General features: G+C 34.0%; 23 protein-coding genes and 1 pseudogene. 22 read left to right on the plus strand and 2 right to left on the minus strand.

Features of this window, described 5'->3' with window-relative positions:
- Nucleotides 1-37: 37 nt before the first annotated feature.
- From ASG22_RS20695 to ASG22_RS20950, 22 genes and pseudogenes are all read left to right on the plus strand, one after another.
- Nucleotides 38-190 (plus strand): T9SS type A sorting domain-containing protein, encoded by a 153-nt coding sequence (locus tag ASG22_RS20695; protein ID WP_262483945.1) that lies wholly within the window; start codon nucleotides 38-40, stop codon nucleotides 188-190.
- Between the two features lie 6 nt (nucleotides 191-196).
- Nucleotides 197-3,568 carry a DUF5977 domain-containing protein gene (locus ASG22_RS05605; protein ID WP_131726151.1) on the plus strand — a complete coding sequence of 1,124 codons (3,372 nt, stop codon included), beginning with the start codon at nucleotides 197-199 and terminating at the stop codon, nucleotides 3,566-3,568.
- Nucleotides 3,569-3,605: 37 nt separating this feature from the next.
- On the plus strand, nucleotides 3,606-7,223 hold the full coding sequence (locus ASG22_RS05610) for a DUF6443 domain-containing protein (RefSeq protein WP_055981847.1): 3,618 nt from the start codon (nucleotides 3,606-3,608) through the stop codon (nucleotides 7,221-7,223).
- Nucleotides 7,213-7,506, plus strand: a complete 294-nt coding sequence (locus ASG22_RS05615) for a hypothetical protein (RefSeq protein ID WP_055981850.1) — start codon at nucleotides 7,213-7,215, stop codon at nucleotides 7,504-7,506. The genes ASG22_RS05610 and ASG22_RS05615 overlap by 11 nt, the downstream gene beginning before the upstream one ends.
- 250 nt (nucleotides 7,507-7,756) lie before the next feature.
- Nucleotides 7,757-7,921 (plus strand): hypothetical protein, encoded by a 165-nt coding sequence (locus ASG22_RS21535; RefSeq protein WP_317038848.1) that lies wholly within the window; start codon nucleotides 7,757-7,759, stop codon nucleotides 7,919-7,921.
- 18 nt (nucleotides 7,922-7,939) lie between these two features.
- Complete coding sequence (locus ASG22_RS21540; protein ID WP_082504952.1) at nucleotides 7,940-8,857, plus strand: RHS repeat domain-containing protein; 918 nt, start codon at nucleotides 7,940-7,942, stop codon at nucleotides 8,855-8,857.
- Nucleotides 8,858-8,865: 8 nt separating this feature from the next.
- Complete coding sequence (locus ASG22_RS05625) at nucleotides 8,866-9,120, plus strand: hypothetical protein (protein WP_055981856.1); 255 nt, start codon at nucleotides 8,866-8,868, stop codon at nucleotides 9,118-9,120.
- Nucleotides 9,121-9,336: 216 nt separating this feature from the next.
- On the plus strand, nucleotides 9,337-9,801 hold the full coding sequence (locus ASG22_RS05630; RefSeq protein WP_055981859.1) for a hypothetical protein: 465 nt from the start codon (nucleotides 9,337-9,339) through the stop codon (nucleotides 9,799-9,801).
- 107 nt (nucleotides 9,802-9,908) lie between these two features.
- Entirely contained in the window at nucleotides 9,909-10,106 is a 198-nt protein-coding gene (locus ASG22_RS05635; protein ID WP_055981862.1) for a hypothetical protein, read from the plus strand.
- Between the two features lie 16 nt (nucleotides 10,107-10,122).
- Nucleotides 10,123-10,419, plus strand: coding sequence for a hypothetical protein (locus ASG22_RS05640; protein WP_055981863.1), 297 nt, complete (start codon nucleotides 10,123-10,125; stop codon nucleotides 10,417-10,419).
- Between the two features lie 248 nt (nucleotides 10,420-10,667).
- The gene (locus tag ASG22_RS05645; protein WP_131726152.1) at nucleotides 10,668-10,850 is read left to right on the plus strand and encodes a hypothetical protein; all 183 of its coding nucleotides are present in this window, start codon (nucleotides 10,668-10,670) and stop codon (nucleotides 10,848-10,850) included.
- Nucleotides 10,851-10,882: 32 nt separating this feature from the next.
- The gene (locus ASG22_RS05650) at nucleotides 10,883-11,464 is read left to right on the plus strand and encodes a hypothetical protein (RefSeq protein WP_055981870.1); all 582 of its coding nucleotides are present in this window, start codon (nucleotides 10,883-10,885) and stop codon (nucleotides 11,462-11,464) included.
- Nucleotides 11,461-11,874, plus strand: a complete 414-nt coding sequence (locus ASG22_RS05655; protein WP_055981873.1) for a hypothetical protein — start codon at nucleotides 11,461-11,463, stop codon at nucleotides 11,872-11,874. Before ASG22_RS05650 ends, ASG22_RS05655 begins: the two co-directional genes overlap by 4 nt.
- A 295-nt stretch (nucleotides 11,875-12,169) precedes the next feature.
- Entirely contained in the window at nucleotides 12,170-12,799 is a 630-nt protein-coding gene (locus ASG22_RS21545) for an RHS repeat-associated core domain-containing protein (protein WP_317038849.1), read from the plus strand.
- Entirely contained in the window at nucleotides 12,783-13,295 is a 513-nt protein-coding gene (locus ASG22_RS05665) for a hypothetical protein (RefSeq protein ID WP_157844704.1), read from the plus strand. The genes ASG22_RS21545 and ASG22_RS05665 overlap by 17 nt, the downstream gene beginning before the upstream one ends.
- A gap of 53 nt (nucleotides 13,296-13,348) precedes the next feature.
- The gene (locus ASG22_RS05670; protein WP_131726153.1) at nucleotides 13,349-13,834 is read left to right on the plus strand and encodes a hypothetical protein; all 486 of its coding nucleotides are present in this window, start codon (nucleotides 13,349-13,351) and stop codon (nucleotides 13,832-13,834) included.
- A gap of 205 nt (nucleotides 13,835-14,039) precedes the next feature.
- The gene (locus tag ASG22_RS21325) at nucleotides 14,040-14,240 is read left to right on the plus strand and encodes a hypothetical protein (protein ID WP_238586860.1); all 201 of its coding nucleotides are present in this window, start codon (nucleotides 14,040-14,042) and stop codon (nucleotides 14,238-14,240) included.
- A 172-nt stretch (nucleotides 14,241-14,412) separates the two neighbouring features.
- Nucleotides 14,413-14,511, plus strand: a pseudogene (locus ASG22_RS21615) (transposase); the annotation flags it as partial.
- Nucleotides 14,512-14,564: 53 nt separating this feature from the next.
- Complete coding sequence (locus ASG22_RS21620) at nucleotides 14,565-14,705, plus strand: IS1 family transposase (RefSeq protein ID WP_409991364.1); 141 nt, start codon at nucleotides 14,565-14,567, stop codon at nucleotides 14,703-14,705.
- Between the two features lie 207 nt (nucleotides 14,706-14,912).
- Nucleotides 14,913-15,380 (plus strand): redoxin domain-containing protein, encoded by a 468-nt coding sequence (locus tag ASG22_RS05680; protein ID WP_082504954.1) that lies wholly within the window; start codon nucleotides 14,913-14,915, stop codon nucleotides 15,378-15,380.
- 3 nt (nucleotides 15,381-15,383) lie between these two features.
- Nucleotides 15,384-15,902 carry a DsbA family protein gene (locus ASG22_RS05685; RefSeq protein WP_055981886.1) on the plus strand — a complete coding sequence of 173 codons (519 nt, stop codon included), beginning with the start codon at nucleotides 15,384-15,386 and terminating at the stop codon, nucleotides 15,900-15,902.
- 114 nt (nucleotides 15,903-16,016) lie between these two features.
- The gene (locus tag ASG22_RS20950) at nucleotides 16,017-16,190 is read left to right on the plus strand and encodes a bacteriocin-like protein (RefSeq protein WP_157844705.1); all 174 of its coding nucleotides are present in this window, start codon (nucleotides 16,017-16,019) and stop codon (nucleotides 16,188-16,190) included.
- Between the two features lie 56 nt (nucleotides 16,191-16,246).
- Here the strand turns inward: ASG22_RS20950 and guaB are convergent, their stop codons facing one another.
- The gene (gene guaB, locus ASG22_RS05690) at nucleotides 16,247-17,707 is read right to left on the minus strand and encodes an IMP dehydrogenase (RefSeq protein WP_055981889.1); all 1,461 of its coding nucleotides are present in this window, start codon (nucleotides 17,705-17,707) and stop codon (nucleotides 16,247-16,249) included.
- 166 nt (nucleotides 17,708-17,873) lie between these two features.
- Nucleotides 17,874-18,377 carry a DUF4252 domain-containing protein gene (locus ASG22_RS05695; protein ID WP_055981893.1) on the minus strand — a complete coding sequence of 168 codons (504 nt, stop codon included), beginning with the start codon at nucleotides 18,375-18,377 and terminating at the stop codon, nucleotides 17,874-17,876.
- Between the last annotated feature and the right edge of the window lie 11 nt (nucleotides 18,378-18,388).

The raw sequence follows: 18,388 nt of genomic DNA on the forward strand, positions 1-18,388 counted from the left end.
AAAGTAAACGTTCGTATTATTGTAGCAGACGATCACACTGTATGATATGGGAGGAAGGCGGTTTTACACAATGAAAACAAAGAATAAGGTAACCAAGATCAATACCCAGGCTTTGATTCAGGGGGCTTATCTGGTGGTGATAAAGACAGACAATGACAAAACAGCGAATGCGAAACTCATTAAGAAGTAAACTAAGATGAAAAAGAATATCTATAAAATTTTGTTTGTAGCAAGCATATTGTCGTTCAGCACTTACAAAAGCCAATCAGAAACAGCAGAGTTTCAAAAAAATACTTTCCTGACTAACTCAGAGAGTAATATCCATACCGGAGTTCCTAATATCAATCTGCCATTAGCCAATATATCCGTAGCTTCCGATAATATCAATATCGGAGTGTCATTGTCCTATTCCACCGAAGGAATATCTGCTTTCAAGATGATCAGTGACGTTGGAAAAGGATGGAGTCTTCAATATGGAGGGACTATCTTTAGAGGCACTAGTATATATGATAAAGATTATATTGTTGAAAGTACTTATCCAACAGAAACCATATCTCTGGTGTATAATTATAATTTTTTAGGAAGTTCCGGAAAGTTCTATATAACCAAGGACGAAAATACAGGTCAATTAACAACTGTGCAATTGCAGCCTTCAAAGAATAAAATATTACTTACCAAAGACATTAGTAATCCTGATAAAATCTCATCATTTACCATTATTGACGATAAGGGAAATACTTACATGTTTGATAAGATTAATATAGGCTACATGAAATTCCTTAATATGTTTTCATCTCTTCCTTCCTCCCGTGAAAAAATCTATAACAGTGAATTTTTACTCACCCAAATTACAAATAGTAAAAACCAGCAGGTTGCTACCTTTGAATATGAAACGACCACTGAACTGATCAATCAAACTGTAGGAACCATACAGGAACATAAAATCAAGAAGATTAATGTTAATAATTATGGGAGCATTAATTTTTTATATTATTCTAATACCAATCCACATTCTCTAAAAAATAAAGGAGATAGAGATTGGTATCAGATGGATAAGCTGATATTAAAAGATAAAAACAATAATATCATCAGCCAATATGCCTTTTCAGGTAATGGAGACAGTTTTTTAGGGGAGCTTTCCAGTCTGGATAAAGATAATAATGTACTTCAGAAATATTCTTTTGATTATAATAGAGTATATGGAAGTCATAATCTAGATGGTTCAGGATATGTTAACGGCTATGCTCCATGCAGTTTAGGAGGAGGTGTTTTAATGACTCCAAATATGACCACTCCAGGCACAGTCACTTCAAACGCTTTGAAAAGTATCACCCTTCCCACAGGAGGAAAAGTAGAATATGAGTTTGAAAGCAATTCTATAGCCTTAGATGTTCCACCCTGTACAAGCGGCAACTGCTACAATTATTACGATCTGGATAAAATTTATACATGGACATTCGACAGCACCCAGTCTGCATCCAGCGAGGTCTTTAATTTTCCGAATGGATATCAGGGAGATGTATATGTTGTGCCTTCAATTTCATCATACCCTCCGCTTCATGCCCCGCCTCCCGGAGTTACATATTCTGTTGATATCGATTTGCAGCGTTTAGGCGGTAATATCATAGGATATGAGCCTTTTATTAACGGAAACAATGGTTCTGATTGTTCCTCGATCAGGGTGTATCAAGGTCCTTTATGGCAAATTAATAAAGGTATTGTGAGAGGAAATATATCAGGATACGGCAAGGTAGATTTTTATGCGGTCAAGCAGATAAGCCAGCATAAAAATGCGTTTGGCGGTGGTTTAAGAATCAAAAGTATCAAGAATTATGATGCGGGATCAGTCACTCCGGCAAAATGGGTACAATATGAATATAATAAATTTTCAGACCCTTCAGTTTCCAGTGGATTGACATTAGATCCTGATAATTTGGGAGAAATGGCAATTCTGGGAGGAAATAATGATATTAATGTCATGCAGTATGCGAATGTAAAAGTTATCAATATGTTGGATAACAGCTTTACGAAATATACCTACTATGATGAAACAGATTTGTATAATTTAACAGGATTAAATAATCCTTCAATTGATCTTGGTGGTTATTTAAAAAGGAAGGGATTATTAAAAAAACAGGAAGTCTATGGAGTTAATAATAACCTTTTGCAGGAAACCATATTGACACATGAACCAGATATTGCACCACTTGCTAATGTGAAGTATCACGGAGATCCTGTAAAAAGAGTTTTCATAAAAAAAGAAACTAAAACTGTAAAAGATTATGTAAACGGAAGCTCACAGGCATTGACAAGTTCCGGCGAAAACACTTATGAAAGTCAGTATAACAATTTAGTGTATAGTAAAGAAACATTGCATGACGGTACCATTGTTGAAAAAAGTATTAAGTATGCCTTGGAAAAAAATGTTCAAAAGCTTCTTAATGCCAATATGGTAGGGACACCCTTGGAAACTGAAGTGAAAAATGACGGAAAACTGGTAGGTAAGACGGAAACTAAACTTGATGATCCGGCGACATTATATCCTACTTCTGCTTTAAGCTATAATATTTCCAATCAGAATTCTTCAAAGAAAGTTACTTTTGATAATTATGACAGCAAAGGAAATTTAAGACAGTTCAAATCAGAAAACGGAATTCCTACAGCTACCATTTGGGGCTATCATCAGACGCAGCCTATTGCAAAAATAGTTGGGGCATCTTATGCAGATATTTCAGGTCTCAGCTCAGTAACGGCAGCAATTTCTGCTTCAGATGCAGATGACAATGACTCTTCGAATGAACCTGCTTTGCTTCTGGCACTGGATAATATGAGGAAAGATGATGCTTTAAAAGCATATCAGATTGAAACTTCTACCTATGATCCTCTTATCGGAATCACCAGTAAAACTGCTGCCAACGGATTAAAGGAAACGTATGTGTATGATTCATCACACAGAATGTCTCAGATTCTGGATAAAGACGGAAAAGTTCTTAAAACCTATGATTATCACTATGCGTCTCCGATCTATGCTAATGATGAAATTGGAGCGGATTATATAACCGATAATTGTGGTCCCGGACATTTACCCAACAGATATTTTTATAAGGTTCCTGCCAACAAATATTTCTCTTACATAAGTGAGATCGATGCCTATCAACAGGCATTGCAGGATATTGAAGCTAATGGTCAGAATTCTGCTAATCAGCAAGGGGGATGTACACCTGTAGCCTGTACGATTACGAAAGGATATGATATTCCTACATTCATCAGTGGTTCTGTTACCATGCCGGACTCCTCGAATTTCAGGATTCAGATGAGTTTTCCTTATGACAGCAGTATAAGCTGGATAACAGAAAAGTCAATAGGCAAACTGGATGAAAATTGTATCGACGTAATAGGTGGATATATTGCAAGAACCTTTACTTCCGGACAATGGAAAATCACGATATATCCCAACGGAAATATCCGAGCCAGACGTCCTTCCACGGTTTCGATTCCCAATGGTACGATCATTAATATCGATGTGACAACGCCTGTTGATTATATTCCGGATATTGATGTCCCTTAATAGTAAACCTCTGTTTATAAATAATTAATAAAAAATCATGAAAAAAATACTACTCATCGGAGGTTTGTTAATGACTTTTGGGCAATTAGCTGCCCAGAGTTTTTCACCTACCGGGACAAAAAATTATATATATACCAAGGACTGCCTGGATGCAGACTGTGTAAAAAAAGCGGAAACGGTTCAGTACTTTGATGGATTGGGAAGACCTAAGCAAATCGTTGGCATAAAAGCCTCTCCCGCTCAGAAAGATGTGGTTGGGCATATCGAATATGATCCAGATGGCAGGGTTTCAAAATCTTATTTACCCGTTTCTCAAACTGGAACGCAAAATGGAGCGATTTATGAAAATCCTTTAAGCAATGCTACCGATCCTGAAATTTACGGATCAGAAAAGATTTATTCCAAACAGATTTTGGAGAATCTTCCGTTGGCAAGAGTGAAGGAAGCCTACAATGTAGGGAATGCGTGGTCTGATAAACCTGTAAAGTATACTTACAATACCAATACTTCAGCCTCTGAAGTTAAAAAGTATGGTATCTCAACGGGTTGGGCAGAAAACAGGACGGATTCTCAATTAATTTTTTCAGGAGCATATTATCCTGTTAATTCCTTGATGAAAACCTCTGTTACGGATGAAGATGGTAATACTTCGGTAGAATATAAAAACGGGAAAGGACAGGTTGTACTCACCAGAAAGAATGACGGAACACATAATCTCGATACGTATTATATTTACAACGAATACAATCAGCTGGCATTTGTGATTCCTCCTTTGGCATCGGTTTTAGCAACTATTGATGAAACAAATCGAAACAGCCTTTGCTACCAATACCGATATGATGATTTCGGGAGACTGGCAGAAAAGAAACTTCCGGGAAAAGGTTGGGAATATCTGGTGTATGACAAACAGGACAGAGTGGTTCTGTCTCAGGATGCGATGCTGGGAACTACCACTAATAATTTCGGAACCAAAGGCTGGATGTTTACCAAGTACGATAAGTTCGGAAGAGTGGTGTATACAGGATTCTTTTCCAATACATCTACAAGATCGGCAATGCAGACTGCGATCAATAATATGTCTGCCAATGCAGGAAACAATGAAGAGAGAAGCACTACTCCATTCACCCTAAACGGAATGGATGTCTATTATACCAAAAATGCCTTTCCTACCGGAAGCATGACGGTTTTAAGTGTTAATTATTACGATACGTATCCTCCGCTTCCTTCAGACGTTACTATTCCAACTAATGTATTAGGACAGGATGTTTTAACGCAGGATGCCCAGAATGCTTCTGTAAGTACCAAAACATTGCCTACCGCTTCTTATGTGAAGAATGTAGAAAATGACAGCTGGACGAAAAGCTACAGTTTTTATGACAAGGAAGGAAGATCAATCGCAGTATATTCTATGAATCATTTGGGAGGCTACACAAAAACAGAAACCGAAATCGATTTTGCAGGAGTTACCCGGCGTGCTGTTACCAAACATAAAAGAATAGCCGCAGACACCGAAAAAACGGTTACCGAAACCTTTGAATACGATTCTCAAAACAGGTTATTAGCTCACAAACATCAGGTAGACAGTAATCCCGTTGAGATTCTGGCGCAGAATGTGTACAACGAACTTTCTCAGCTAAAAAACAAGAAAGTGGGCGGAACTTCAGCGAATACTCCTATACAGGATATTAATTATGCCTATAATATCCGGGGGTGGATGACCAAAATCAATGATCCTAAAAACCTGAACGGGAAGTTATTTGGCTACGAGATCAAATACAACAACGTAGAAGGACTGGAAACTCCGAATCTTGATTTTTCTGATTTGAAGGTAAAACCAAAATACAACGGAAATATTTCCGAAGTAGACTGGAGAACCAATACTACCACGGGAGACAACCTCAGAAGATACGGCTATGTGTATGACGGACTGAACAGACTTTCGGCAGGATTTTACCAGAAAGATACCAACCCTTCGGCAAAAGAATATTTTGAGAAGATGGATTATGACCTGAATGGCAATATCAGCCACCTTCAAAGATCGGCAGATGCGCTACAGGGAGCTCCGGCGTTTAGGATAGATGATCTTACGTATGGTTATTCCGGGAACAGGATGACTTCAGTGACCGATTCTTCCACCGGAGATTACCGTGGGTATCCTGATGTATCGGGAATTCCCATCACCTATTACGAGGAAAGCGGAAGCATGAAAAGCCATAAGGACAAAGGGATTCTGGATATTACGTACAACTATCTGGATCTTCCGAATCGTGTAACTTTTGATAAAACCTATGTTCCGAGATTGCCGATTTTTACAGGAGATTATAATGTTAATACGCAATATCTGTACAGAGCGGACGGTGTAAAGCTTAGAAAAGTCTACACTTACGGCAGTGGAAAAGCCAATTCTGAAATTAATGACATCACAGAATACTTAGATGGATTTCAGTATCAGGCGACAGATACAGGAGGAAAACCTTCCCAGTCTATGCCGCTGAAGTTTATTCCTACTGCAGAAGGCTATTATAATTTTGAAAATAATCAATATATTTACAGTTATACTGACCATTTGGGAAATGTGCGTCTGAGCTATTTTAAAAACGCCAACGGCAGCGCAGAAGTTCTTGAAGAAAACAATTATTACCCGTTTGGTCTGAAGCATGAAGGCTACAATCCTACACAGGGAAACCTTTCTTATCAGTATAAATACAACGGCAAGGAACTCCAGACTGAAACGGGAATGTTGGATTACGGATGGCGACAGTATATGCCCGAACTCGGACGATGGAACGGGATGGATCAATTATCGGAAGATTATGATTCTTTTTCTCCGTATGCGTATGTAATGAACAGTCCGATGATGTTTACAGATCCGAATGGAATGTTATCTCAGTCTGTCATGGATCAAATCGCAAGTTCTCCACACGGAACAACTTGGTACAATACAGGATCAGGGTTTACCAGCAATTGGGGGAATTCTATGGACTTTGATGGAAATTCTATCAATTGGAGTAGCGGTTATACCAATGGTTTGTTAGCTGGTGCAGGTGCAGGTCCTGCAACACAATATAATGGTGCTACAGGAGGATTTGGTATTTATAATAATATTTTGTGGTCGTGGACAAATCCTACTTCGACCTTTCAAGGTGGATCAGCTAATATGCTGAAATTACAAACTGAAATTTCGCTAAATAGTAATGTAGGATTGACTGCTAGTTTATCGAATAATATGGTTGGTAAGGAAGTACTTGAAGCTAAAACTTCATTTTTAGGGAGATTATGGGCAACAGGACAACCAAGAACTTGGAGTGGAAATGGAATAACATATAATGTTAATGCAGATGGAAGAATAACAGGAGTTACACCTTATCAAGGAGATGTACCTCTTGGACCAGCTGGGAATGGTAAAAATATAATAAAATTATTATCTAAGGAAAATCTTAAATCAATAAATACATATAAGGGTTTAATAATTGAGCATAAGCAAAAGTTAATAAAATATATTATTAATCCAGATAAGTATGATAATTTAGGTATTTTGAAAAATGCCCCTAGTGAATTAGTACGAAATAAAATAATTCAATCAAGAATTAATCATTTAGAACATGAAATAAGAACATTTCATAGCAATATAATTAAAATATTAAATGGAAAATAGTATAAAGATTCAAAAAGAAGAGTTAAAGCAGGTTTTTTTTACATTAATTAATAAAATTGATAATTTAAACGAAGATGAAATTTATTTTCAAAAAGATTTGTATTGGAATATTAATGATGAAGAATTATATAATGTATATGAAGAACCTAAAAATATTACTATTGGAAGTATAAAAGAAGATTGGGATTTTCTTCAAAAAATATTAACGAGTGATAGGGAAATCATTAATTATGATTTTAATAAAATAGCTAATATTCTTAGATTAATAGGTGAGAAAATATAGTATCATAAATCAAAATTAGTGAAGGATCATGTATCAGATTTAGTGATGGGATGATTTAAGTAATTAACATCTTAGAAACCAACTAAAATTAAAATCAAATTAATACAAAACGAGAACGGGTTATCCTGTTCTCGTTTATTTTTGCTAAAAAAAATATCTCTAAATGATTGAATATTATTTTTATAGTTAGGGATAGGAATATTTTGAGAAGAATCAATATATTTACAGCTACAGCGACCATTTGGGAAATGTGCGTTTAAGCTATTTTAAAAATGCCAACGGCAGCGCAGAAGTTCTTGAAGAAAACAATTATTATCCGTTTGGGTTGAAGCATGAAGGGTATAATCCTACACAGGGAAATCCTTATTATAAATATCAATTTGGAAGCAAGGAACTGCAAACTGAAACGGGTTAGAATGACTTTGGAGCAAGGATGTACATGAGCGATATCGGGAGATGGGGCGTAGTAGATCCAATGGCAGAAGCAAATCCGGGGCTTACTACTTATCGATATTGCTTTAATAACCCAATCATGTTTACCGATCCTAATGGAATGCTTGAGGATGCTGCAATAAATGAGATGTGGAGGATAGGAGGCGAATGGAAAAACAACGGCAGTGGTGGATTTGATTACGGAAGCCATACGGTAAGCTATAGCGGAAGTTATTCTTTTAATCCCGTCGATGTAGATATTCCTGAGCTTAAAATGACTGCTCCTAAGAGTTATCAGGGAAACAGGGCTTTAATGGGATTGATTCTTGGCTTTGAAATACCAAAGCATCTAAGAGAGTATATTGGAGTACAGCCACAGTATACAGACTTTCGTCCGGTTTTGCATAACGGCTCTGCCTATATGATGGGAGGTGATATGTTTGGTATTACAGATTTATTAGGATTGGCATTTTCCAGTATGAAACCTGAAAACCGTGAGTCTGCAATTGGTTTGGCTGCCATTGCGGTAATTCTTACAAAAGGAAGAGCAGCGCCTGCAATTCTTAAAACGGAATTGGCGGTTGAGCAAGGATTATTAAATGAAGAGATCCATGTTATAAGAGGTGGGACTTGTTTGGCTTGTCAATTTGAAAATGGTTCGGGTGTAATAATCGATGCAAAAGGATTACTTAATGGCGTTTCAGTAAATAGTGCAAAAGGCTTAAGTATAAGTGATTTATCTGTGGGAATACCAAATGGAAAAATTGGAACAACAACAGTTAGTCAAATTAAAGCATTGGGAGGGAAAGTTATAGCTTCTCCAACTAAAAATAATCCTTTTCATTCTACATTATCTGGTATAACAGCAGCGCAGGCAGAAAAGTTATTTAACCCTATAATTAAAAATCCTTTAAAATAAAAATAGTTATGACAAAATCAGATTTAGAAAATATTCTTGAGATTTGTAGTAAAGCAACACCTGCTCCTTGGACTTCTTACATTGAGGGAAGAGATTTTGATTCTGGCTCAAGTTTCATAATGACAGGTGAAAATAAAACCAGAAATTATGATATTGAGTTTGTAAAAATAAAACCAGAAGATCAAGATTTTATTGCCATGGCAAGAAATGTTATTCCTATGTTAATTGATGAAATTATTACATTAAAATCAAGAATTGAATAACCATTATTTGGTGACAAAATATAACGTTAGAACTTAATGGAGTTATTATCTTTTTTGAGACAAAAAGTTGATCACATATCAATTTTTGGACATACTCATCCTTTTGTAACTGGTCCAAGCGTTGGTGATTTTGAATCTCTTAAAATTTTAAATCAAAGTAGACAATATATTATAGAAGGATTTAATTCCCCTTTTATGATTAGAAAACCTTAGTTTATGGCAATAATAATAGAAAACGAAAGTAGATGCCCGATATGTGGTGATGTGCTAAATAAATCAAAAGAATATATTTTACTTCCACCTCTAACAAGTAATACATTAGACGAGCTTTTTAAACTAAGTGATTCAGCTATACATTTGGCTTGTTTAGATAAATCTTACTTAAAAAATAAAATATTAGAAAATTTAGAATTAACAAAACAATATTCAGATAGGATTAGAACCCTAATGCTTGAAAACAATCCAAGAGATGTTATTGGATTCAGTTTACTTTCTTCGGATGAAAGTGAATTGATAAGTAAATATAATTATTTTATAGTTTTAAGAAAAGATATTTCAAATTGGAATGAACTTAGTAATTTCAAACATATCGCTCACAATTTTTTAAATGATAATAAATGGAGAGGACTTTCTGAATTTAACCACCTTCAAAATCTTTTAGATAATATTAATATAAAATAAAAGAAGTTCATGTATCACCATCTATAAAGAATACTGGTGGTAAATTTTCAATTCATCCAAATCAATTTCAAGGTAAACAATTTTGGGTTGGTGAATCAGGTTTGAACATGTGGACTAATAGTAGATTTTCAAAACCATTTACAGTAAAGGTTTCCATTCCAAAATCTTTTGTTACTCCAGGAAATAAAAATTATATTTTCATGGAAGCAGATATGACAATTGATGGATTTCCTGGCGGAACGGTATTACCTAATAGTTTAGAAAAGTTTAATTCAGCAATAAGCATTGATTGGATTCGTTATTAAATAAAATATTAAAAAAATGAGAGAGATTAGTCTTATTGCTGATATCGTCTTTTTTGAATCAGCGCAAGAAAAATTTAATTTTGCTTTAAAAAATTCAATAAGAATTTCCTTTTGGTTACCTGACTCCACAGTATCTACTTTTTCTGAGATAATATTTGATAACGAAAGAATTGAATTGAATAAAAATTATAAAGCTCGGATTAATTTAATAGAAAGAGATTTCCTGAAAGGAAGACTATCTGAAAATTGTGAATTTAAAATAGGAAATTATCCTATGACAATTGGCAAAGGGAAGATTCTCAAAGTATTATAAATAATGAACGTATTAGATTTAGTATTGGGATAATTTAAGTAATTAATATCTTGAAAACCAACTAAAACTAAAATTAAAATCAAATTAATACAAAACGAGAGCAGGTTATCCTGCTTTCGTTTATTTTTGCCGAAAAAAACATATGTAAATGATTGAAGATCACTCTTGTTTTTTAATAGTCAGGGATAAAAATATTTGATAAAAATCAATATATTTACAGCTATAACGACCATTTGGGAAATGTACGTTTGAGCTATTTTAAAAACGCCAATGGCAGCGCAGAAGTTCTTGAAGAAAATAATTATTATCCGTTTGGATTAAAGCATGAAGGATATAATCCTATACAGGGAAATCCTGCATATAAATATCAATTTAGAATTTGGGAAGTAATTATCAATTTTCGATGTACAATGCTATACTTCAAGGCTTGAATAATTGAAACTTCCAGTCAAAAGCCCAAGCAATGGAGCAAAGCATGGCATGGGTAAGAAGTGATGGACCAATTCAATACATGGGAAGTACGGGAGATCCTTTTGCAATTTTCGAAGGAATAGGAATGATACTTTCTACCTCTGATAACAGAGGTATGAACTTAGCAGCACTACCATTATTAATGGTAACAGGACACGAAGGAAGTGCTTTAAAGGTTTTAGCTGCGGAAAAGGGGTTATTAAAAAATACATTACCTGTAAGTACTGAAGGAAAATTATTAGGATCTATTACCAATGGACAAGTAGCAATGAAAGGATCAACACAGGCATCAGGTACATTTGATTTTGTAATAACTCAATCAGGAGAAACTTTATTAGGGAGAAAACATACATTTTTATCAAAAGGAGCAGATGTATTCGCAGCTGGAGAATTGAAAATGAGAAATGGAAATGTTGTTGGTATTAATAATTTATCCGGTCATTATGTTCCTGGACCAAATGTAGCAAATACTTATTTAGATATTTTTAAAGCTGTGAATATAAATATTTCCAAAGCTCATTTAAAAATATATAACTCTCAAGATCAAATAACTAAACATATATTACCAAAATGAAAGAAATAATTTTAAAAAATAATAGCTCAGAAATATTAGTTGATTCTAATCTATCATATTACTTATTTTCCTGTTTTTTTATATATCTTTTAGATGATAACAAAACATTGAAAGATGTTATAGTTTCAGAGGAAATAAAAGATTTACATAATAATTTGGAAAATTATTTAAGTGAAATATTAAGAAAGTGGTATGAAGAGCCAAGTGAAAAAGAACTTCAAAAATATTCAACACGTTATGAAAAAATTAGGCTAAACACAAAGATTTATAAAGTTAATTACAGAATGTCTGAAGTAGGGCGGTTTGTATTTTTATTAGATAAGATCATCAAAATGCTTAATGATTCATATATTAATGAAGAAAAATTAAATATTAAAATTAAAGAGATTGAAAATAAAATGTATAAATGATTGTATTTCAATTGAAAATAGTGGTCATGTATCAGATTTAGTGATGGGATCATTTAAGTAATTAACATCTTAAAAACCAGTAAAAATTAAAATCAAATTAATACAAAACGAGAGCAGGTTACCCTGTTCTCGTTTATTTTTGTCGATAAAACATACTTAAATGATTGAAGATCATTCCTCATGTATCAGAGATTAGTGATGGATAAATTTTGTTTAGATAATTATTAGTTAGGGATAGAATAATTTAAAAAATCAATATATTTACAGCTACAGCGACCATTTGGGGAATGTGCGTTTGAGCTATTTTAAAAACGCCAACGGCAGCGCAGAAGTTCTTCAAGAAAACAACTACTATCCTTTTGGATTGAAACATGAGGGGTATAATCCTACGCAGGGAAACCTTTCTTATCAGTATAAATACAACGGAGTAGAATTACAGCAGGAATCCGGGATGTATGCAATGGATTGGAGACATTACATGCCAGAACTCGGACGATGGAACGGGATGGATCAGCTCTCTGAAAAATATTACTCAACAAGCCCATATGCTTATGTATTGAATAATGTTATTAATAGGTTTGATCCAGACGGAAGACTTTCTCAGGCACAAACCGATTACGTATGGAATAATTCAGGACAGGGAGTTACAAGCTGGTCATTTAATAATGACGGCAGTCCCAAAATGGATTCTTATAATTATATGAGTGATTCAGATTCTCAAAGTTTAATAAATTCCTTTTATGGGGTAGCATCATCAGGAAATTCTGCAACAATTTCTTACTTTACAGGTACAGCAAGTCAAACATCTTATATGCTTGGAGGTAATATGTACGGAGAAGGGAATATGGGCTCAATGCATACGACTAGGGTTAGTAATGAGATGAGTTTGGGAGCAGATTGGTATGGTCTTGGGGGGGGAAGCTAATTGGTTTTTTGGTTTGGAAGCAACTTTATCAGGTATAAAAGGAGGTTTAAATGCAGAGAGGATGTATGGAGAAGGTATAAGGAGAGGATTAGAAGGGAATTATGCATTAACAGGAAGAAACTTGAGCCAATTTGGAAAAATGCCTGCTACAAAAGTATCTATGCCTACTTCGTCCTTAGCAAAATGGGGAGGAATTGCAGGAAAAGTTTCTTTTGGTGTTGGCGTATTTATGGATGGAATTGGAGTTTATAATTATTACAACAATCCAAATTCTAAAAATAAAGTACATCCAGGGAAAGCAGGGTTAAATACAACAATAGGTGCTTATGGTTTAACAGGAGCGGGTACTATACCCGCAATATTATATTTTGGAGTGGACGCATTTTATCCTGGAGGCTGGGAAGGCTATGGAAATGATTATCAAAGTATCCAATCTGAAAATGCAGCAGTTATTCCTGGATTTATAACAGCTCCTTATGGATCACAAAAATTTTAATTATGTTAATAAAAAAACTATACTATTACTTTTTCTATAAAATATATAAATTTATGCTATGGACAGCAAATCCGTTTGGAAATTTTTTCAGTAATTTCAGAGCAGGTTTAGTTATGATAGCTCTACAACTTTGGACTTTTTTTTCTATTATAAATTATTATTCGTTTATAACAGGAAATAATGTGGAATTGTCTTTCTTTACACCTCTAATTTACATTCCTTTTATATCTATTTTGGGTTTTAACTATTATACTTTAGATTATTTAGATTTATGGAAAAGTTATAACTATAAATTTGATCAGTTACCAAAAAGAAAGAATATAATTGGAAGTTGGATTGCATCTCTAATAATAATAATAATAATATTAATAACGGGCAATTTTCTTTTTTCTTTTTATTGTCTAGATCAAAAAGCAAGAAAAGAGCAAACAGGATCTTATGCTCCTGAAATTGTTGCAAAGGAAAGAAGAAAAGATTCTTTACAAAAAGCCCAGCAAATAGAAAAACTCAAGAAAATATATGGTGAAGATAAAAAGTAATCTCTAAATGGGTAATGATCTAAATGGGGTTGATGAAAGCATTTTAATAATCAGCTTGGGTAATGTAGGTCATGTATCAGATTTAGTGATGGGATCATTTAAGTAATTAACATCTTAAAAACCAGTAAAAATTAAACTCAAATAATACAAAACGAGAGCAGGTTATCCTGTTCTCGTTTATTTTTTGTCGAAAAAACATACTTAAATGATTGAAGACCATTCTCCATGTATCAAAGTTAGTGAAACAGGAATTTGCAATTGTTGTTATTCTAAAAATATCATTAAAAATGGAACGACAAAACAGGGAAACAGCAATATTTCTGTAAGAATTGTAACAGAAGATTTATCGACTTTTATACATATAAAGCTTACGGAAAAAATATCAATTTGCAAATTATTCGATTAACAAAAGAAGGATTAGGAATAAGAAGACGGCAAGAATATTACATATTTCGACGACAACTTTGCTCAAAAGAATCATCCATGTTGCAGAGAATATATTGGTGCCGAAAATTTCGTTTCACCAGTCTTATGAATTAGACGAAATGAGATTTTTCATTAAAAATAAATGGAATTAGATGTGGCTGGCTTACGCCATCAATAAAAATACTAAACAAATCGTAAGTTTTCAGGTTGGAAAAAGAACAAATAAAACGTTGAGTACAATTATTAAAACCTTAATTAATTCAAAAGCGGACAAAATATATACAGACAAACTCAAAAATTATCAATATTTAATTCCAAAAGAAATTCATTCAAAAGGTTTTTTACAAATTCTATTGAAAGAATTAATCTTACGATCAGAACTCGTCTGAAGAGATTTAACTGGAGAACAATCTGTTTTACAAAAAGCTCTTTAGTCTTAGATTAAATTTTAAAAATTTATTTCTGGGAATAAACAACTACAAATATTCTATCAATTTGAATACAGTTGGATCAAATTATTTTTCCACTGATATATGTAAGGATTTTTAATATTAATTTTAGTAAACCGATTGCATTTTATTAAATAGTTATCACTAATTTTATTCTACAGTTAAACATTATTATTAATTATCAACCAAAAACCACACGAAATATGATACTTGAAAAAGGAACTGCAGCGCCGGATTTTGAACTTCCCGCAACACCAGATCAAAAATTAAAACGTTCTGACTTTTTAGGTAAAAACCTTATCTTAGTTTTTTATCCCGCAGACTGGAGCCCTGTTTGTGGTGACCAAGTTGCGTTATATAACGAAATGTTGAGTATTTTTCATAAATACAATGCAGATATTTTAGGAATTTCTGTAGACAGTGCCTGGTGTCACGATGCTTTTATGGCAGACAGAAAATTACATTATCCTCTATTGGCAGATTTTAATCCAAAAGGTGAAATTGCAAAAAAATATGGCGTATATAATGAAGAGAACGGAACTTCAAAAAGGGCGTTATTTGTAATTGATAAAGAAGGAATCATCCAATGGAGTTATTTGTCACCGGACGGAATCAACCCCGGAGCAGACGGAATTATTGATGCGTTGGAAGAATTAAATAAAAACTCATAATGTATGTCTAGACTAAGAATTCCAATTAACGAAAAAGATCATGTTCAGGGAAATCCGGAAACTGCAAAAATAGTTTTAGTTGAATACGGAGATTATCAATGTCCACATTGCCAACACGCTTTTCCTTTAGTTAAAAAATTTGTGGAAGAGTATGGCGACGATGTTGCTTTTGTCTTCAGGAATTTCCCGTTAACAGATTCTCATGAATTTGCCATGTCAGCAGCAACGATTGCCGAAGCTTCCGGAAATCAGGGTAAGTTTTGGGAAATGCATGATCTTATTTATGAAAATCAAGACCAATTAAGTAACGAAATGCTGAAAGAATGCGTGAAGAATCTGCAATTAGATTTTAATAAAATTGAAAACGACATCAATACCGGATATATTCAGGACAAGATTGAAAATGATTTTGAAGGCGGCGTAAGAAGCGGCGTTAACGGAACTCCTTCTTTTTTTGTGAATAATCAAAAGTGGGAAGATTATGACGGAACGTATGATTCTTTTGTTGAACTACTTAATTAAACTAAAAACAATTTTAATTTCTTTAATTCACTTTTTTTTGATAAAAATTCAGTTGTATTTTAGAAAAAATATATAAATTTGGAAAGTACAACAAAACCAAACAATTAAATTATTATGAAAAATTTAAAAAAAGTTTCAAGAGAAAGTTTAAAAAGTATTAAAGGAGGTTTTAAAAGATGCGAAAGCGATCAGGAAAACCAAGGATGTGGCGATGCACTAACATTCTGCTGTGGTCCGGGAGGATGCAGAAGAATATCAGATCTTCCACCAGGATCTTGTATTATTTAAAAAACAAAGGCTATCTCAATATTGAGATAGCCTTATTTATTATATTTAATTTACTATTATAAAGAATAGTTCGGAGCTTCCTGCGTGATGATAACATCGTGAGGGTGAGACTCTTTCAATCCGCTTCCTGTGATCATCACCATTTTGGTTTCAGTTTGTAATGCGGTAACATCTTTAGCACCACAATATCCCATTCCTGCTCTTAAACCTCCCACTAATTGAAAAATTACTTCTTCCAGCGATCCTTTACTTGGAACTCTTCCTTCAATTCCTTCCGGAACGAATTTTTTAGCTTCACTCTGGAAATATCTTTCTTTTCCGCCTCTCTTCATCGCAGAAAGACTTCCCATTCCCTGATAAGTTTTGAATTTTCTTCCCTGGAAGATAATTTCTTCCCCCGGTGCTTCATCAGTTCCTGCAAGAAGTGAACCTAACATTACTGCTCCTGCTCCACTTGCAATTGCTTTTACGATATCACCAGAAAGTTTAATTCCACCGTCAGCAATTACTGCTACATTTTTAGTCTGAGCATATTCGTAAACGTTATAAATCGCAGATAACTGAGGAACCCCTACTCCCGCAACAACTCTCGTTGTACAGATAGAACCCGGACCAACACCTACTTTTAGAACGTTTGCACCAGCTTCAATCAAATCTTTCGCTGCTTCAGCCGTTACGATATTTCCACCAACGATATCCAAATCAGGATATGCCTGTCTGATTTCTTTAATTTTATTTAAAACTCCGATAGAATGTCCGTGTGCAGAATCGATACCAATAATATCAACTCCAGCTTCAACTAAAGCAGCAATTCTGTCTAAAGTATCTTCTCCAACGCCAACTCCGGCACCAACAAGTAATCGACCTTTTTCGTCTTTGTTAGCATTTGGGTATTCTAACTGATTATCAATATCTTTAATAGTAATTAAACCCACCAATTTATTTTCTGAATCTACGATAGGAAGCTTTTCAACTCTGCTTTTAAGAAGAATTGCTTTAGCCTGCTCAAGATTGGTATTTTTATCAGAAGTGATTAAATTATCTTTCGTCATGAATTCCTCCACTTTTACGTCAAGGTTTTCCTGATATTTCACATCTCTGTTGGTGATAATTCCGATCAATGTATTTTCTGCGTCTACAACCGGTAAACCAGAAATTTTGTATTTAGACATTAAGCCTTTAGCTTCACCTAAAGTATGATCTTTTGAAAGGGTAACAGGATCTGAAATCATTCCGTTTTCAGAACGCTTTACACGATTAACCTGTGCAGCCTGTTCAGCGATTGTCATGTTTTTATGAATAAAACCCAAACCGCCTACTCTTGCCAATGCAATTGCCAATTCAGCCTCTGTAACGGTATCCATTGCAGCGGAAACGATCGGAACATTAAGCGTAATTTTGTCGGTAAGTCTTGATTTTAATGAAACCTGATTAGGTAAAACTTCAGAATAAGAAGGAACTAGAAGCACGTCATCGAAAGTGATGGCTGTCTCTACAATTTTGTTATGAATAGACATCTTTACTTTCTTGCAAAATTAAGGCTTTTTAGCGACATACGAAAATTGATTTTAATAGTTTAAATAAAACTTAATAATCAATAACTTAAATCAAAAAACCGCTCCAAATTGAGGAACGGTCTTCTCGTACAAAATAAAATTTAGTATATGATATGAATGTGAATTCTTATTTATCAGTTGCCGAAGCAATCATTTTTGAAATATCATCTGCCGTAAAACTTCCCCTTACATCAACAAAAACCAATTCTTTATCTGAGTTTACAGTAATCAGCATATTTTTAATAGTTTCTCCTTTTTGCTTCACCCGAATGTTTACATTGTCGCCATCATGTTTTATGGTTGCCCAATCTTCATAATTATTATCATTTAAGTAGTTGGCAAAATCTTTCAGCATTTTTCGATCCCCATTTTCTACGGTCAGTACTTTAATTTTAGAAACTTTTTTTATTAATTGAATAATTTCCTCATTCTCTTTTCCATCCTCTCTCAATGCTTTTTTAATTACAGGCTTTGCCAAAAACATCGGAACATTGATACTTACAAACTTCGCTCCTTTGAAATCGTTCCCAGAATCTGAAAAATATGCCATATTTGGTCTTTCAGAAACAATGCAGGACTGCATCAGAAACATTGTACAAACGATCAGAAAAATATTTTTTATGGTTTTCATGGCAAGTTGAT

This window comes from Chryseobacterium sp. Leaf405, assembly GCF_001425355.1.
GTDB lineage: Bacteria > Bacteroidota > Bacteroidia > Flavobacteriales > Weeksellaceae > Chryseobacterium.